We start from the raw sequence: 14,358 nt of genomic DNA, 5'->3' as shown, positions 1-14,358 counted from the left end.
CGCCTAGTTATAACTTTTAAACATGGTTCAGGCGCATTCTTTCATCAGCGCAGCTTATTCCCGGCCTATACTCTCCGCTGCACAATCGTACGATCTCAGCGGCGCAATCTCTATGGCACTCAATTACATCTGGACTGGCTTCTTCCTCGTCGGCTTCGTCGCAGCGCTCGCGCAATGGCTGTTTTTAGGCGATAGCGAGATCTTCAAGCGCATCATCGACGGCACCTTCTCGTCGGCCAAGATGGCGGTGATGGACATCGCCCTGCCGCTGGCCGGCGTCATGACGCTCTGGCTCGGGATCATGAACGTCGGCGAGAAAGCCGGCGCGATCAACCTGTTCGCGCGCGTCATCGCCCCCTTCTTCTCCCGCATCTTCCCCGGCGTGCCAAAAGACCATCCGGCCAACGGCCACATGGTAATGAACTTCTCGGCCAACATGCTCGGCCTGGACAACGCCGCCACGCCCTTCGGCCTGAAGGCCATGGAAAGCCTGCAGACGCTGAACCCCAGCAAGGAGGAGGCCAGCGACGCCCAGATCATGTTCCTGGTGATCCAGACCTCGGGCCTGACCATCATTCCGCTGGCGATCATGGCCCAGCGCGCGATCCTGGGCGCCGCCAACCCGGCCGACATCTTCATCCCGACCCTGATCGCGACCTACTGCTCGACCATGACCGGCATCATCGCCGTCAGCCTGCGCCAGCGTATCAACCTGCTGCACCCCGCCGTCTTTGGCTGGATCGGCGGCCTGACCGCCCTCATCGCCCTGCTGGTCTGGTACTTCACGGTCTTCCTCGACAAGGCGCAGATCCAGCTGGTCTCGGTGGTTGCCGCCAACCTGATCCTGTTCTCGATCATTGCCGCCTTCATGGTCGGCGCGCTGGCCAGGAAAGTGAACGTATTCGAAGCCTTCATCGAAGGGGCCAAGGGCGGGATCGAGACCTCGCTCAGGATCATTCCCTACCTGGTGGGCATGCTGGTGGCGATCAGCGTGGTGCGCAACTCGGGTATCCTGGGCCTGATCGTGAGCGGCTTCGCCTGGATTTTCACTGCGCTCGGCCTGCCGACCGACTTCGTCGGCGCGCTGCCGACCGCCCTCATGAAACCCCTGTCGGGCAGCGGCTCGCGCGCCATGATGATCGATGCGATGACCACCTACGGGGTCGATTCCTTCGTCGGCCGCCTGTCCAGCATCCTGCAGGGCGCCGCCGACACCACCTTCTACATCATCGCGCTGTATTTCGGCTCGGTCGGCATCCGCAAGACCCGCTATGCGATCGGCTACGGCCTGCTGGCCGACCTGGCCGGCGTCGTCGGCGCCATCTTCGTCGCCTATCTCTTCTTCGGTTAAGGATATATCCATGCTTCGCCGTCTCGCGCTTGCCACCCTCCTCCTCGCTTCGTTCAGCGCCCACGCCCAGCTACCGGCCCCGGTGGCCTCGGCGCTGGCGCAGCAGGGCCTGCCGGAGGACGCCCTCGGCGTGCTCGTGCTCAAGGGCGACAGCGTGGTGCTCGCGCACCAGGCCGACCGGCCGATGCAGCCGGCGTCGACGATGAAGCTGGTGACCACCCTGGCCAGCCTGGAACGCCTTGGGCCCGGCTTCCGCGGCCGTACCGAGCTGCGCACCACCGGCGAGATCGACGGGAGCGTCCTGCGCGGGAACCTGATCCTGAAGGGCGGCGCCGACGCCGACCTGTCCGGCGACGACCTGGAAACCATGCTGCGCGCCCTGCACTACCAGGGTATCCGCCGCATCGAGGGCAACCTGGTGCTGGACCGCAGCCTGTGGCAGCCGGCGCGCCTGGACGTGGGCCAGCCGCCCTTCGACGAATCGCCGGAGGCGTATTACAACGTCATTCCCGACCCGCTGCTGGTCAACAAGAACATGCTGCAGATCGACATGCGCTCGACGAACAAGCGCCTGAAGCTGCAGATGCACCCGGCACTCGACCGGGTCAGCATTGCATCAGGCATGACGCTGGTCGACGCCGACTGCGCGAAATGGGAAGACGGCTGGAAGCTGCCGGAAGCGGTGCGCCAGAAGGACGGCCGCATCAAGGTGGTCCTGCACGGCAGCTTCCCGAAGGACTGCGCCCGCAGCTACAGCATCAATGTGCTGGACCGGAACGACTACATCGAGCGCCTGTTCCGCCAGAAGTGGAAGGAGCTGGGCGGCAAATTCAGCGGCAAGACGGTGGAAGGCGCGACGCCGCCGGATTCGACCCTGCTGGCCGAGCACAGCTCGCGCCTGTTGCCCGAGCTGGTGCGCGACATCAACAAGCCTTCGGACAACCTGCTGGCGCGCACGCTGTTCCTGAGCCTGGGCAGCCTGCTGCCGGATCCGGTCGCCGGCAGCTTCCCCGCACCGGCCAGCGGCGAGACGACCGGCGCACGCGCCGACGCCGCCGTGCGCGAATGGATGCGCAGCCACCGCATCGACGACGCCGGCTTCGTGATCGAGAACGGTTCCGGACTGTCGCGCCTGGAGCGCATCACCCCGCAGCAGATGGCTTACCTGCTGCAGGCCGGCCTGCGCAGCAACTGGGCGCCCGAATTCCAGGCCAGCATGCCGATCGCCGGCATCGACGGCACCCTGCGCCGGCGCCTGCTGGGCAGCGCCGCGGCGGGACGGGCGCGCCTGAAGACGGGAACGCTGCGCAACGTGGTGGCCCTGGCCGGCTACGTGCCGGATGCGAACGGCGTTCAGAACGTGTTCGTCGCCATGGTCAACAGCGAGCAGGCAGGCAACGGGCGCGGGCGCGCGGTGCTCGACGCCTTGGTGGACTGGGTCGCGCGCTCCGGCGCGGCGCCGCAGCCGGCGGCGCCGGCGGCGCCCTGAAGACACGGACGCTTCAGGCGTCCGTATAGGGCTTGAAGCTGAAACCTTCGCCGATGATGGCGGCGACCTGGGCGACATTCTCGTCGCTCTCGCTGAATGCGGCCAGCACCTCGTCGTACATCGCCGCGCCGTGCTGCCGCACCACCTCGACCCAGTAGGCAAAGCCTTCCGCTTCCGGCTCGCGGTGCAGCACATTACGGTACAGCTTGGTAACGAAGGCTTCCGCGCCCGGCTTGCTGCCGTACAGCGCGGCGAATTCGGCGCTGTTGACGAAGCCGTAGGCCAGGTCGGCCAGGGTTGCGCCCTTGTCCAGGAAATTCATCCAGTAGCCGATGCCGGCGGCGTCGGGCTGGCGGTCGAATGCGGCCTGGTAGATGCGGTAGGCCTTGCCTGCGCTGCCATCCATGTCGAAGGCGAACATCTCGCCATGGAAAGCCATGCGTTCGACGTCCTGCAGCGTGTCGCTGCCGTCGGCGCCGGTCTTGTCGGTGACCGTGGTCGTGGATCCGGTGCGCTTGATGGTGTAGTTGGCGCGCTCGCCACCGAAGGCCGCGGTGTCGATGCCCGCGCCTCCGTCCAGCACATCGTCGCCGGCCCCGCCCTCGAGGACGTTGGCGTGGAAGTCGCCGTACAGCCGGTCGGCGCCGTCGCCGCCGACCAGGTGCGGCGCCTTGTCGTCGAGGTCGGTGTAAGGCAGGCCGGCATGGGACGCATGGACGTCGAAGCCCAGGTCTTCCAGCACCGCCAGTTCGATCCGTCCGATGTCCCAGCGGTTCTGCTCGTAGTTGCCCTGGTCGCCCATCATCCCGCTGACGGCGTAGGCCGGCGTCTTCGCGCTGATCACGTGGCCGACCGCATCGAAGGCGAGCGGCGCGCCGAGCAGCGCCACCGTGGCCTTGCCTTCGAAATAATAGACGCCGTCGCGCTGCACCACTTGCCGCCCCAGCGTGCTGAAGGACAGGTTAGCCTGGTCGAAGGCCAGCGTGTGCAGCACTTCATGCAAGGCAATCGAAATGAAGTCGTGGGCGCCGGCCGGGACGGCGGCCGAATTTGCGGCCGATCCTGCCGCGCCGGGTGCGCCGGGTGCGGGGTCAAGCCAGACCGGAAAGCCGTAGTTGCGGATCGTCCCGTCCTTGCCGAGATAGATCGTGAAGCCGGCATCGGACGCGTCGCCGTTCACGTCCACGCCGGTCTTCATTTCGACGAAATTGCTCTTGCTGGTGCCCTTGGGATCGCTCGTGTCGATCACCCACGACATCTCGGTGGCCGGGATGATGCCATCCATCTTCCAGCCCAGCTCACGCTCGAGATCGGCGTGGGACTTGATCCGTACCACCACGTCGAGCGTACCCTTCCAGTCGATGAAGCGGTCCAGGTACTGCATCACGTACCGGACGTTGGCGTCGATCAGCGACTTCGTGGGACTGTCCAGCAGGTCCTGCTGGTCAAGGATGGAGATCGTCCACAGGCTCATGGCTCGCAGGGAAAGGGGGAAAGGATGGTTGATGATATACAAGAAATATCAACCATACAATTTCCGCTCTACAAGCCCTGCTGCCCCAGCGCCTCGATCTCGGCGTCGCCGTCGTCCATCAGGCGCAGGCCGATGTCCTGGGTGCCCAGGCCGAGGCTGCGCCCCATCGAGATCAGGAGACTCTGGCCGGGCGCGGTGCGCTGCGGTTCCAGCCGGTAGACCGGATCGGCATAGGCTTCGGCCGGCGTGACGATGGTCCAGCCCATCTCGCGGAACTGGCGGATCACGTCGTCCAGCCACAGCGCATTGATCAGGTTATGGTGCATCAGCATGACTTGCGCGATGTCCCTGCCCTGCAGCCGCTGCGACAGGGCGCGGTAGGCCAGTGCGCGCTGGCGGATGTGCGACAGGTAGGCTTGCCGGATCGGTTCGACGTTCGCCCGGGGATCCTTTGTCAGCACCTCGACCAGCTTGTCGTTCAGCCGCCAGTCGCTGGTGTCGAGCGTGACGTAGCCGTTGCGGTAGCCCTGCTCGCGCAGGAAGGCGCGCATGCCGTCGCGCTTTTCCGGCGTATTCCCTTCGCGCAGGTAGGTGAAGCGGAACCATTTCTGGTATCCGGACAGCGTGGACAGGACGCGCTCGCAATCGAGCACCTCCTGCTGGTACTGCGCCAGCGTGGTCGCGGCCTTGTTCAGGTCCGGGTGGGTCATGGTGTGGTTGGCCAGCACGTGCCCGGCCTCGCCCCAGGCGCGCGCCAGCGCCAGCCCTTCCGGCTTGACGGCGCCGCGGCCGGCCGTGACGAACAGCGCGGCCTTCACCTTGTGCCGGGCCAGCGCCGCCAGCATCGCCTCGTTGCGCGCCTGCGGCGACAGGCGCGGGGTCGCCTCCAGGCCAGGACCGTCGTCGAAGCTCAGGGCAACCGACTGGGCGAGCAGCTGCGGAGCAGCGGCGAGGCAGGCCGCGGCGATCGCGCCGCGCAGCCAGCGACCAAGGGAAAACGTGGACAGGCGGCCTGCGTTTCGCATCAGAGCACGCGGCGGTAAGTGGCGCGCACCAGCTCGCGGTCGCCGCAATCGAAGTGCCACCACTCGGTGTTGATGCCGAAGAAGCCGGCTTCCAGCATCGCCTCGCGCAGCAGGCGTCGGTTCCCGACCTGTTCATCGGTGAGCTTGCCGGCCGTGAGAAAACCTTCTTCCAGCGCCGGGTGCGACAGCTCGGTCATGTCGTCGAAGCCGGTGCCCATGTCGAGCTCGCGGCCGTTCTCGTCGAGCAGGGTGATGTCGAGCGCCATGCCATAGGAGTGGATCGAGCCGCGCGCGGGATTGGCCAGGTACATCTGCAGGCCAGTGCCTTCGAGCGCGTCCCACAGCTGCTGCTGCACGCGCTGGGGGCGCAGGGCGTCGAGCACCAGGGGGGTGAGGCCGGGATGGCGCTCCCTGAGCCGGGCCACGACCTGTTCCAAGGCTTCGGCGGCGTCGCGGTGCAGCCAGGCGCAATCGAAGGGCGAATACAGGTCGCGGCCGACGAAGTTGTTGCTGGTGGCATAGCGCAGGTCGATCGCGATGCCGTCGATGCTGGTGAGATGGCGGAATTCAGGGCTGCCGGCGATGTCTTCGCTGGCGACAGCCTGTTGCGGCCCGGTCGAGGTCATGAATCGGATTTGTCGAGACAGGCGCGCGCGGTCGCGCCGATACAGTTGGCCAGCTCCCGCGCCCCGTGCGACAAGGGGGAATGGCTGGCGCTCAGGAGATACAGGTGCACGTGCATCGCGGGCGACCACGGACGGCACTGCACCTTGGCCGGGTCGGCCGAGGCGGCGGTGAAGGGGTCCAGCACGGCCTGGCCGGCGCCGGCTTCCACCAGCGAGCGGGCGATCTGGTAGGTCTGCACCACGGTGTGGTAGACCGGCTGCACGCCCTGGGCCTCGCAGGCCGCCACGACGATCTCGCCCAGCGGGTCGCCGTCGGTCAGGCCGATCAGTTCCCCGCTCAGGCCTTCGGCCCCGAAGGGTGTCGACAGTTCTTCCTCGGTCCAGGTGCCGCGCGGGGCCATCACGGTGAGATTGCCGTGCGCGATCGGCTCGGCCACGATGCCCGGATGGCGCGGGTCCTGCAGCGACAGCGCCAGGTCGGCTTCGCCCAGGCGCAGCGCGTTCACGATCTCGCTCGTGTGGTGGGTGGCCAGTTCGCAGCGCGCCTGCGGGAAGTCGCGGCGCCACATCGTCATCGCCTGCGGCAGCACGCTGATCGCGATGGTCGGCGTCGATACCAGGCGCACGGTCTCCACCGCGCGGCCTTTCAGGCTGGCCGCCAGGCGGCGGATGCCCTGCAGGTCGCGGTTCAGCTTCTCGGTTTCGGCGAACAGGCGGTGCGCTTCCGGTTTCGGATACAGCTTGCCGCGCACCCGCTCGAACAAGGGCATGCCCAGCTGCAGCTCGGCATGCTGCAGGACTTTCGTCACCGCCGGCTGCGAGATGTGGAGAACCTGGGCGGCACCGCTGATGGTGCCGACCTGCATGATGGCGTGGAAAACTTCGATATGGCGCAGGCGCATCGCTTTTATCCTTCAGTAGAGAATCCGCGCACGGCGCGGATTTTCCGAAGGATACAGGGAAAACATGGCTGCGGCGACGGTCACGGCGTGTTCCCGGCAACTGGGCCGGCGGGCGCTCCCGTGGCGGGCGCCGCGGCAGGGACCGCCGGCATCGCCGGCACGGTCGGAGAGGCCGGCGTCGGCAGCGGCACAGGCACGGCCGGATTCGGCACGGGCAGCGGGGCGGCCGGGGCCGGGGCGGTTTCCGGCACCACGGGCGCAGGCGGAGTCGCCGGCGGCAGCGCCGGCACCGGCGAGGTCGTCATCGGTGTGGAAATCACGGGCAGCGGCGCATTGGCCGGCGTGGTCAGCACTTCGAGCAGCGAGGCGGTTTCGGCGTCCGGATTACCGGCGAAGTCGGCCGGGCGGTATTTCATCTGGAAAGCCTGCAGCACGGTGCGGGTCTGCTGGTCCAGCATTCCGGTCTGCTGGATGGCGTAGCCATGGGTGGCCAGCTTGCGCTGGAACCAGAAGATATCGGGCAGGGTCGCATTGAAGATCGGGCGTACGGCAGCAACGCGGTTAGCGTCCGGCCACAGCACCAGGCCTTCCCGGGCCAGGCGCGCCCACGGGAACAGCGGACCCGGATCCTGCTTGCGCTGCGGCGCGATGTCGCTGTGGCCCACCACGTTCTCGGGCGCGATGCCATGGCGCTGCACGATGTCCTTCAGCAGCGGGATCAGCACGTCCATCTGGGCCTGCGGGAAGGGATAGAACATCCTGCCGCCCTCGGGCGTTGCGGTCCAGCCCGGGTTTACGATCTCGATGCCGATCGAGCTGTTGTTCAGCTGCGTGTAGTTCTTCCAGCTCGAGACGCCGGCATGGTAGGCCGCGCGGTTCTCGTCCACCAACCGGTAGATGATCGGCTGCGGGTGGTTGGTGACGAGGTAGTGGGAACTTACCTGCTGCTCGGTCAGGATCTTGATCGAGGTCGGATTGTCCGACACCGTGTAGTGCAGCACCAGGAAGCGCGCGCGGCTCGACTGGCCCTTGGCCGTGTAGGTGGTGTCGATCTTCGGACCGACCGGGGCGACCGGGGTGGTGGTGCAGCCTGCCAGCAAGGCGAGAATGACGGGAACGATCAGGTTTTTCATCGGGGGCAATCCTGTGTTATCGGGTGGCGCAATCATGGGGCGGCGCCACGGGTCGGGTCGGCTGCCAGGCGCGCGGCGGCGTAATGGGCGCGCATGCCGGTCTGGGTAAGAATGGTATCGGGCGGCAGCGCCGCGCGCATGCTCTGGACGATCGTCGGATGCAGTTCGGCGGCGCGGCCGGCCAGCGCCACCGGGCGCGGGCCGAAGCGGCTCACCAGTGCCATGGCCAGGCGGGCCAGTTCGCGGCCCGCTTCGCGCAGGATGGCGGCGGCCGCCGGGTCGCGCTCGGCGGTCGCGGCGACCGCGATCGCCAGCTTGCCGACCTCGCCGCGTTCGCGGCCGTAGATGAACTGGCGCGAGAACGACCAGTCCGAGCCCCCCACGTGCTGGAACACGGCATGCGCCATGGGCGAGGCTTCCCAGGCGCCGGGATGCTCGTCCTCGATCCGCCAGATGTGGCGCAGCGCTTCGCGCGCGATCCAGAAGCCGCCGCCGCCGTCGTCCAGCACCACGCCGCGCCCGCCGGCGCGGTGAAAGCCGCCGCCGGCGTCGATGAAGGCGCCGATCGAGCCGGTGCCCGCGTACACCAGGTAGCCCTCGCCCGGCTGGAAGCTGGCGAGGTAGGCGATTTCGATATCGTTGCTCAGCACCACCGCCTTCGGATCGAGGCCGAGCAGTTCGGCCAGGCAGCGCTGCAGGGGACCGCCGTCGCCGCCATAGCCGGTCACCCCGGCGCGCACGGCAACCGGGCGGCCATGCGCCAGCACGGCCCCTGCGATGGCGCCGAAGGTGGCCTGCACGGCTTCGCGTCCCTCGGCACTGCCCATCTGCAGGGCCGACAGGCCGCCCACCGTGCCTTCGGCAAGGATACGGCCGCCGGGCGCCGCGAGGGCCCAGCGGGTCTGGGTGCCGCCGGCATCGATGCCGAGGCCGAGTTCGTGATCTTGCTGCTGTTCGGGATGTCGCATAGCCCGCGAGTGTACGTTGTCGGTCCGCCGGCAGCCAATGAATGCTGGCGGTCCTTGCATGAACAAAGCTTATGCAGCGATGTTCATCCGCTGCCGTTCAATATTATGACGGCTTGCGCCATGCATGCACGCGCGCGCCTTCGTTGCCGAGACGGTCGACCGCGCTCACGACCACCAGGTCGGCGGCGCCGAGCTTCGCGTCGTCCGCCACGGTCCAGTTCGCGCGTACGGCCGGCGCCACCGAGAAGCGCCACTCGCCACCGTGGCGCGCCCAGATCGCATACAGGGCTGTCGACTTGCCGGCCTTGAGCTGCAGCTGCACGCCGTCCTTGCCGCGCTTGGCCGCTACCAGCGGCGTGCCGGGGCCGTCCGACTTCAGCCAGGTGGTCGCCGGTACCAGCGCCTGGCCGTTATAGGTCGTGGCGCGCAGCTGGTCGCTGATGCCCTTACGGTTCTGCGTGAGCGCCACCATGCTGAAGTGGACGTGGCCGGTGGCCAGCGGACGCTGGCGCGTCAGCGCGATCTGGTCCACGATTTCCTGCGGCTCGTAGTTCAGGGTCGGCGGCGGCGCGCCGATGCGGCTGGTGAACAGGCCGGGCCACATGTGGCGGCCCTGCGGGTTCTGCGAAATCCAGTAGTCGAGCAGCACCGGATAGGACTGGGCGGTCTGCTTGATCGGCCAGTACAGTTGCGGCACGAAGTAGTCGAGCCAGCCCTTCTCCAGCCACAGCTCGGCGTCCGCATACAGCTTGTCGTACTGGGAAAAGCCCGAGATGCCCGGCGGGCGGCGGTCCGGACGGCCCATGCCGAAGGGGCTGATGCCGAAGCGCACCCAGCTCTTCTCGCGATGGATGCCCTTGTACATGGCCTCGATCAGGCGGTTGACGTTGTCGCGGCGCCAGGACGGGCGATCGAGCTTGCCGCCGCTTGCCAGGTAGCGCTCCCAGGCCGGGCCGTCGGGGAAGTCGAGTTCGGGGGCGCTTGCCGGCTTGCCGTCGAGGGCCGCTGCGTTGCCCGCCACTTCCGGCGCGGGGATCGGGTACGGATAGAAATAATCGTCGATGTGCACGCCGTCGATGTCGTAGCGGCGTACCACGTCGAGGATCACGTCCATGGTCTGCTTCGACGCGGCTTCTTCACCCGGGTCCATCCACATGAACTTGCCGTAGCGCTTGACCGCGGACGGGATGGCGTTGGTGATGTGGTTCGGGGCGCTCGGCGAGCGCGCATTGTCGTGGCGCGCGCGGTAGGGATTGAACCAGGCGTGCAGCTCGAGGCCGCGCGCATGGGCTTCCTTGATCCAGAACGCAAGCGGGTCGTACATCGGCATGGGCGGCTTGCCCTGGGCGCCGGTCAGGTATTCCGTCCACGGCTCGATCTTCGACGGGTAGATCGCGTCGGCCGCCGGGCGCACCTGCAGCACGATCGCGTTCAGCTTGAGCGCGACCGCGCGGTCGAGGATGGCGATGGCTTCCGCCTGCTGCTGGCCGCTCGGCAGGCCCGGCTTGCTGGGCCAGTCGATGTTGGCGACGGTCGACACCCAGGCGGCGCGGAATTCGCGCGGGGCCGGCGGCGGCGTATCGGCCGAGCCCGCGGCCGTGCCCGCGCCGTCGGGGGCGGTCGGCTGCGTGGTGCAGGCGGTGAGGAATCCGGCCAGCGCCAGCGCACCGGTCATGGCGCCAAGCGTGAATGCGCGTTTATGCAGATTGGGCTTCAAATCGCCTCCTTCATAGTTGTTCTAGACTTTGACGAACCACCCTTTGCGCCACATGCCATACGCGATCGCGAACATGCAGGCGTTGAAAAGGATGGCGTATAACAGGGATGTGTTGGCAGCGCCCAGCGGCAGCGCCGCGATCGGCGCATACAGCGTGCGGCCGAGCGAGAGCTGGCTGCCGTCCGGCTGCACCAGCTTGATAAAACCGAGCATCTTGGCCACGAAGCCGGAGAACGCGAAGATGAACAGCGCGTTCATGCCGTAGATGACGAAAGGCCTGGCCCAGGCGGCGGCGCGCTCGCGCACGCGGGCATGGGGATTGGCGTCGAGCAGCCAGTAGACGCTGCCGAAGGCAAGCAGCGCCCAGCCGGTCATCCACAGGCAGTACGACACCGTCCACAGACTCTTGTTGATCGGCATGAGCAGCGCATCCAGGCTCGAGCCCAGCGCCAGGAACACCAGGCCGGCGAACAGCATCCACACGGCCTGCTCGATGCGCGGCAGGTTCGCGGCCAGTACGCGGCCGGCGAGCACGCCGAACAGCTGGCTGCACAGGGCCGGGATGGTGCTGACCAGGCCTTCCGGGTCCCAGGTCTTCGATTGCACCCACAGGTGGCCATCGAGGACCATGCGGTCGATCCAGGCGCCGAAGTCCTTGCCCGGCTCCAGCACGCCGGCGCCGATGCCAGGCACCGGCACCCACAGCATCAGGGCCGTGTACAGCGCCAGCAACGCCGCGATCACGGCCAGCTGCGCGCGCCAGCCGAGATAGACGACGAGCGGCGCGGCCAGCAGCGTGCACAGGGCGATGCGCTGCAGGACGCCGGGGATGCGCACGCTGTCGAAGTCGAAGCGCGGGATCAGGTTCAGCAGGAAGCCGATCAGGAAGATCAGCGCGGCCCGCCTGGCGAGCTTGGCCAGCAGGCGCGGCTTGTCGGCGCCGCCTGCCGCCAGGCGGCCGAGCGAGAGCGTCATGGCGACGCCGCCGATGAACAGGAAGAAGGGGAAGATGCAGTCGGTGAAGGTCCAGCCATGCCATCTGGCGTGGGCCAGCTGCGCATGCAGGTTGCCCCAGTCGCCCGGATTATTCACGAGCACCATCGCGGCAATGGTAAAGCCGCGGAAGGCGTCGAGCGAGGTCAGGCGCACGGGGGCGTCGGGCATTGCTGCAGGGTCTCCATACCTTGATGTTGTAGGGTGGTCGGCTTCGCCGACCGCGCGTTCAATCAGCACATGAATGGACGCGACCACTGTTCATGCCCTTGTTGAACGCGCGTTCGGCGAAGCCGAACACCCTACTTCTTTCCGAATTCCGGATCGATCTTCACCAGCGCCGCCATGATGAAGGCCGGGATGGTCGACAGGCAGGCCCAGATGAAGAAATTCTTGTAGCCGAGGTATTCCTGCAGGTCGCCGCTCCACATGCCGGGAACCATCATGCCGAGGGCCATGAAGCCGGTGCAGATCGCGTAGTGGGCGGTCTTGTGCTCGCCCTCGCAGACCATGATCATGTACAGCATCATCGCGGTGAAGCCGAAGCCGTAGCCGAACTGCTCGACCGCCAGCGCGCTGCACACCAGGGCGAAGCTGGTCGGCTGGGTCTGCGACAGGTAGACGAACACCAGGTCCGGCAGGTGGATCGCGAACACCATCACCCACAGGCAGCGCTTCAGGCCCAGGCGCGAGATCAGGTAGCCGCCGGCCAGGCCGCCCATGGTGAGGAAGGCGATGCCGATGGTGCCGTAGGCGATGCCGTACTGCTCGGTGGTGAGCCCCAGGCCGCCTGCGGCCAGCGGGTCTTTCAGGAAGGGCGCCACCAGTTTCAGCAGCTGCGCTTCGCCCAGGCGGAAGGTCAGGATGAAGCCGATGATCAGCCAGATGTCGCGCTTGCGGAAGAACAGGGCAAAGGTGACGAAGAAGTCGCGCAGGGGATTGCTGGTCCTCGGCACCTTGTGGTCGCTGTCCGGCCTGGGCAGGATCAGCTGGTGCCACAGGAAGGCCGCGAAGAAGAAGGCGGCGAGCACGAAGAACACGATCGACCAGGCCTGGTGGACGCTGCCAAGCCGGGTCGCCAGGTAACCGGCCAGCACCACCAGCGGCCCCTGCACCGACAGCGTGGCGAGGCGGTAGAAGGTGGAGCGCACGCCGACGAAGGCCGCCTGCTGCTGCTGGCGCAGGCCGAGCATGTAGAAGCCGTCGGCCGAGATGTCGTGGGTGGCGGAACTGAAGGCCATCACCCACATCACGGCGAGGCTGGCAATGAAGAAGTTCGGCAGCTGCAGCGACAGGCCCACCGCCACCAGCGAGGCGGCCACGCCCAGCTGAAGCAACACGGTCCAGCGGCGCTTGGTGCCGAACATGTCGACGACCGGGGACCACAGGGGCTTGATCACCCAGGGCAGGTACAGCAGACTGGTGTAGAAGGCGATATCGGAGTTCGACACGCCCATGTCCTTGTACATGATGACCGACAGGCTCATCACCACCACATAGGGGATGGCCTGCGAGAAGTACAGCGATGGTATCCAGGACCACGGATTGGACTGCGACGGGCTGGCAGTGGACGAACGTTTGTCGAGCGAAGTCTGCATAGGTCTTTCGTGGTCGGCAGGTGATGCGCACCCCGGGTGCGCATCGGACGAATCTCGGTTGCGCCTCAGTTGCGTCTCAGTTGCGTCTCAGTTGCGTCTTAGTTGGGTATTACGCGATGGCGTCGCGCACGCTGCCGTGCGCGGCTTCCAGCAGCGCCTGCGCCTGCTCGACGCCGGTTTGCTTGATCAGGGCCACCACTGCGGTCTTGACGTGGTAGCCGCACTGCTCCAGCACCGCCTGCGCGGCCGCCTCGTCGGCGCCGGTGGCGAACACGGTCAGGCGGACGGCGCGCCGCACCAGCTTGGCGTTGGTCGCCTTCAAGTCTACCATCAGGTTGCCATAGACTTTGTTCAGGCGGACCATCAGCGCACTCGAAAACGTGTTCAGCGCGATCTTTTGCGACGTGCCGGCCTTCAGGCGGGTGGAGCCGGAAATGATTTCCGGGCCGGTATCGAGCGTGACGCCGATCTCGGCCTCATTCGCCACCGGGGCGTCGGCATTGTTGGCGAAGCCGATCGTCAGCGCGCCCGCTGCGCGCGCGGCTTGCAAGGCGCCCAGTACATACGGAGTGAAGCCCGAGGCTGCGATCAGGAGCACCACGTCGTTCGGGCCCACGTCCACCTTGCGCAGGTCGGCCGCGCCCTGGTCGAAGTCGTCCTCGGCGCCTTCGACCGCGACGAACATCGCTTCCAGGCCGCCGGCCAGCAGCGCCACCGCGCGCTCGTGCGGCCATGAGAAGGTCGGGTACAGCTCGACGCTGTCGAGCACGCCCAGGCGGCCCGAGGTGCCGGCGCCGACGTAGACCAGGCGCCCGCCCGCTTCCACGCGCGGCAGCGCGGCGGTGACGGCGGCGGCGATGCGCGGCGCGGCGGCGCGCACGGCCTTGACCGCATTGAGCTGGTCGTCGACCAGCACGTTGACCAGATCCACGGTCGGGTACTGGTCGAGGGACGCATGGTCCTGGGCCGGGGTTTCGGTTTTCAGCATTGCCTGTCTTCTTTGGTGCGGAGTGATCGATGAAACCAGTGTAATACCAATTGTCGCAAGAGGCCCATGAAAGCTGCGCCCGTCATCATGCCGA

At 67.1% G+C, this 14,358-nt stretch carries 11 protein-coding genes and 1 pseudogene; 2 read left to right on the top strand and 10 right to left on the bottom strand.

Translation table 11 applies throughout. The features are described from left to right. Positions 1–112 precede the first annotated feature (112 nt). Positions 113–1,351: a nucleoside recognition domain-containing protein gene (locus tag AC56KL_RS18380; protein WP_497181614.1), complete on the top strand. Its 1,239-nt coding sequence runs from the start codon at positions 113–115 to the stop codon at positions 1,349–1,351. A gap of 10 nt (positions 1,352–1,361) precedes the next feature. Then, positions 1,362–2,840, top strand: coding sequence for a D-alanyl-D-alanine carboxypeptidase/D-alanyl-D-alanine endopeptidase (dacB, locus tag AC56KL_RS18375; protein ID WP_497181613.1), 1,479 nt, complete (start codon positions 1,362–1,364; stop codon positions 2,838–2,840). Positions 2,841–2,853: 13 nt separating this feature from the next. On the opposite strand, the gene AC56KL_RS18370 is transcribed toward dacB, so the two are convergent. From AC56KL_RS18370 to AC56KL_RS18325, 10 genes and pseudogenes are all read right to left on the bottom strand, one after another. Further along, on the bottom strand, positions 2,854–4,314 hold the full coding sequence (locus tag AC56KL_RS18370) for a DUF4214 domain-containing protein (RefSeq protein ID WP_497181612.1): 1,461 nt from the start codon (positions 4,312–4,314) through the stop codon (positions 2,854–2,856). Between the two features lie 68 nt (positions 4,315–4,382). Continuing rightward, complete coding sequence (locus AC56KL_RS18365) at positions 4,383–5,339, bottom strand: polysaccharide deacetylase family protein (RefSeq protein ID WP_497181611.1); 957 nt, start codon at positions 5,337–5,339, stop codon at positions 4,383–4,385. Continuing rightward, positions 5,339–5,965, bottom strand: a complete 627-nt coding sequence (locus AC56KL_RS18360; RefSeq protein ID WP_497181610.1) for a M15 family metallopeptidase — start codon at positions 5,963–5,965, stop codon at positions 5,339–5,341. Before AC56KL_RS18360 ends, AC56KL_RS18365 begins: the two co-directional genes overlap by 1 nt. Further along, positions 5,962–6,867 (bottom strand): LysR family transcriptional regulator, encoded by a 906-nt coding sequence (locus AC56KL_RS18355; protein ID WP_497181609.1) that lies wholly within the window; start codon positions 6,865–6,867, stop codon positions 5,962–5,964. The genes AC56KL_RS18360 and AC56KL_RS18355 overlap by 4 nt, the downstream gene beginning before the upstream one ends. Before the next feature lie 347 nt (positions 6,868–7,214). Then, a pseudogene (locus AC56KL_RS18350) lies at positions 7,215–8,000 on the bottom strand (N-acetylmuramoyl-L-alanine amidase); the annotation flags it as partial. Positions 8,001–8,032: 32 nt separating this feature from the next. Next, positions 8,033–8,968, bottom strand: coding sequence for an N-acetylglucosamine kinase (locus tag AC56KL_RS18345; RefSeq protein WP_497181608.1), 936 nt, complete (start codon positions 8,966–8,968; stop codon positions 8,033–8,035). Between the two features lie 103 nt (positions 8,969–9,071). Next, positions 9,072–10,643: a glycoside hydrolase family 10-like protein gene (locus AC56KL_RS18340; protein ID WP_497181668.1), complete on the bottom strand. Its 1,572-nt coding sequence runs from the start codon at positions 10,641–10,643 to the stop codon at positions 9,072–9,074. 63 nt (positions 10,644–10,706) lie between these two features. After that, on the bottom strand, positions 10,707–11,849 hold the full coding sequence (locus AC56KL_RS18335) for an acyltransferase family protein (RefSeq protein ID WP_497181607.1): 1,143 nt from the start codon (positions 11,847–11,849) through the stop codon (positions 10,707–10,709). A 131-nt stretch (positions 11,850–11,980) separates the two neighbouring features. After that, complete coding sequence (locus AC56KL_RS18330; RefSeq protein WP_497181606.1) at positions 11,981–13,276, bottom strand: MFS transporter; 1,296 nt, start codon at positions 13,274–13,276, stop codon at positions 11,981–11,983. A 109-nt stretch (positions 13,277–13,385) separates the two neighbouring features. Further along, complete coding sequence (locus AC56KL_RS18325) at positions 13,386–14,264, bottom strand: N-acetylmuramic acid 6-phosphate etherase (protein WP_497181605.1); 879 nt, start codon at positions 14,262–14,264, stop codon at positions 13,386–13,388. Positions 14,265–14,358: the final 94 nt, after the last annotated feature.

This window comes from Telluria sp. ZB4P34 (assembly GCF_059686055.1).
This window is presented reverse-complemented; position numbering and strand designations above follow the sequence as displayed.

Excerpts from the sequence above, each read along its gene's own strand:
- AC56KL_RS18380 (WP_497181614.1), top strand. The coding sequence starts at position 113 with ATGGCACTCAATTACATCTGGACTGGCTTCTTCCTCGTCGGCTTCGTC.
- dacB (WP_497181613.1), top strand. The coding sequence starts at position 1,362 with ATGCTTCGCCGTCTCGCGCTTGCCACCCTCCTCCTCGCTTCGTTCAGC.
- AC56KL_RS18370 (WP_497181612.1), bottom strand. The coding sequence starts at position 4,314 with ATGAGCCTGTGGACGATCTCCATCCTTGACCAGCAGGACCTGCTGGAC.
- AC56KL_RS18365 (WP_497181611.1), bottom strand. The coding sequence starts at position 5,339 with ATGCGAAACGCAGGCCGCCTGTCCACGTTTTCCCTTGGTCGCTGGCTG.
- AC56KL_RS18360 (WP_497181610.1), bottom strand. The coding sequence starts at position 5,965 with ATGACCTCGACCGGGCCGCAACAGGCTGTCGCCAGCGAAGACATCGCC.
- AC56KL_RS18355 (WP_497181609.1), bottom strand. The coding sequence starts at position 6,867 with ATGCGCCTGCGCCATATCGAAGTTTTCCACGCCATCATGCAGGTCGGC.
- AC56KL_RS18345 (WP_497181608.1), bottom strand. The coding sequence starts at position 8,968 with ATGCGACATCCCGAACAGCAGCAAGATCACGAACTCGGCCTCGGCATC.
- AC56KL_RS18340 (WP_497181668.1), bottom strand. The coding sequence starts at position 10,643 with ATGACCGGTGCGCTGGCGCTGGCCGGATTCCTCACCGCCTGCACCACG.
- AC56KL_RS18335 (WP_497181607.1), bottom strand. The coding sequence starts at position 11,849 with ATGCCCGACGCCCCCGTGCGCCTGACCTCGCTCGACGCCTTCCGCGGC.
- AC56KL_RS18330 (WP_497181606.1), bottom strand. The coding sequence starts at position 13,276 with ATGCAGACTTCGCTCGACAAACGTTCGTCCACTGCCAGCCCGTCGCAG.
- AC56KL_RS18325 (WP_497181605.1), bottom strand. The coding sequence starts at position 14,264 with ATGCTGAAAACCGAAACCCCGGCCCAGGACCATGCGTCCCTCGACCAG.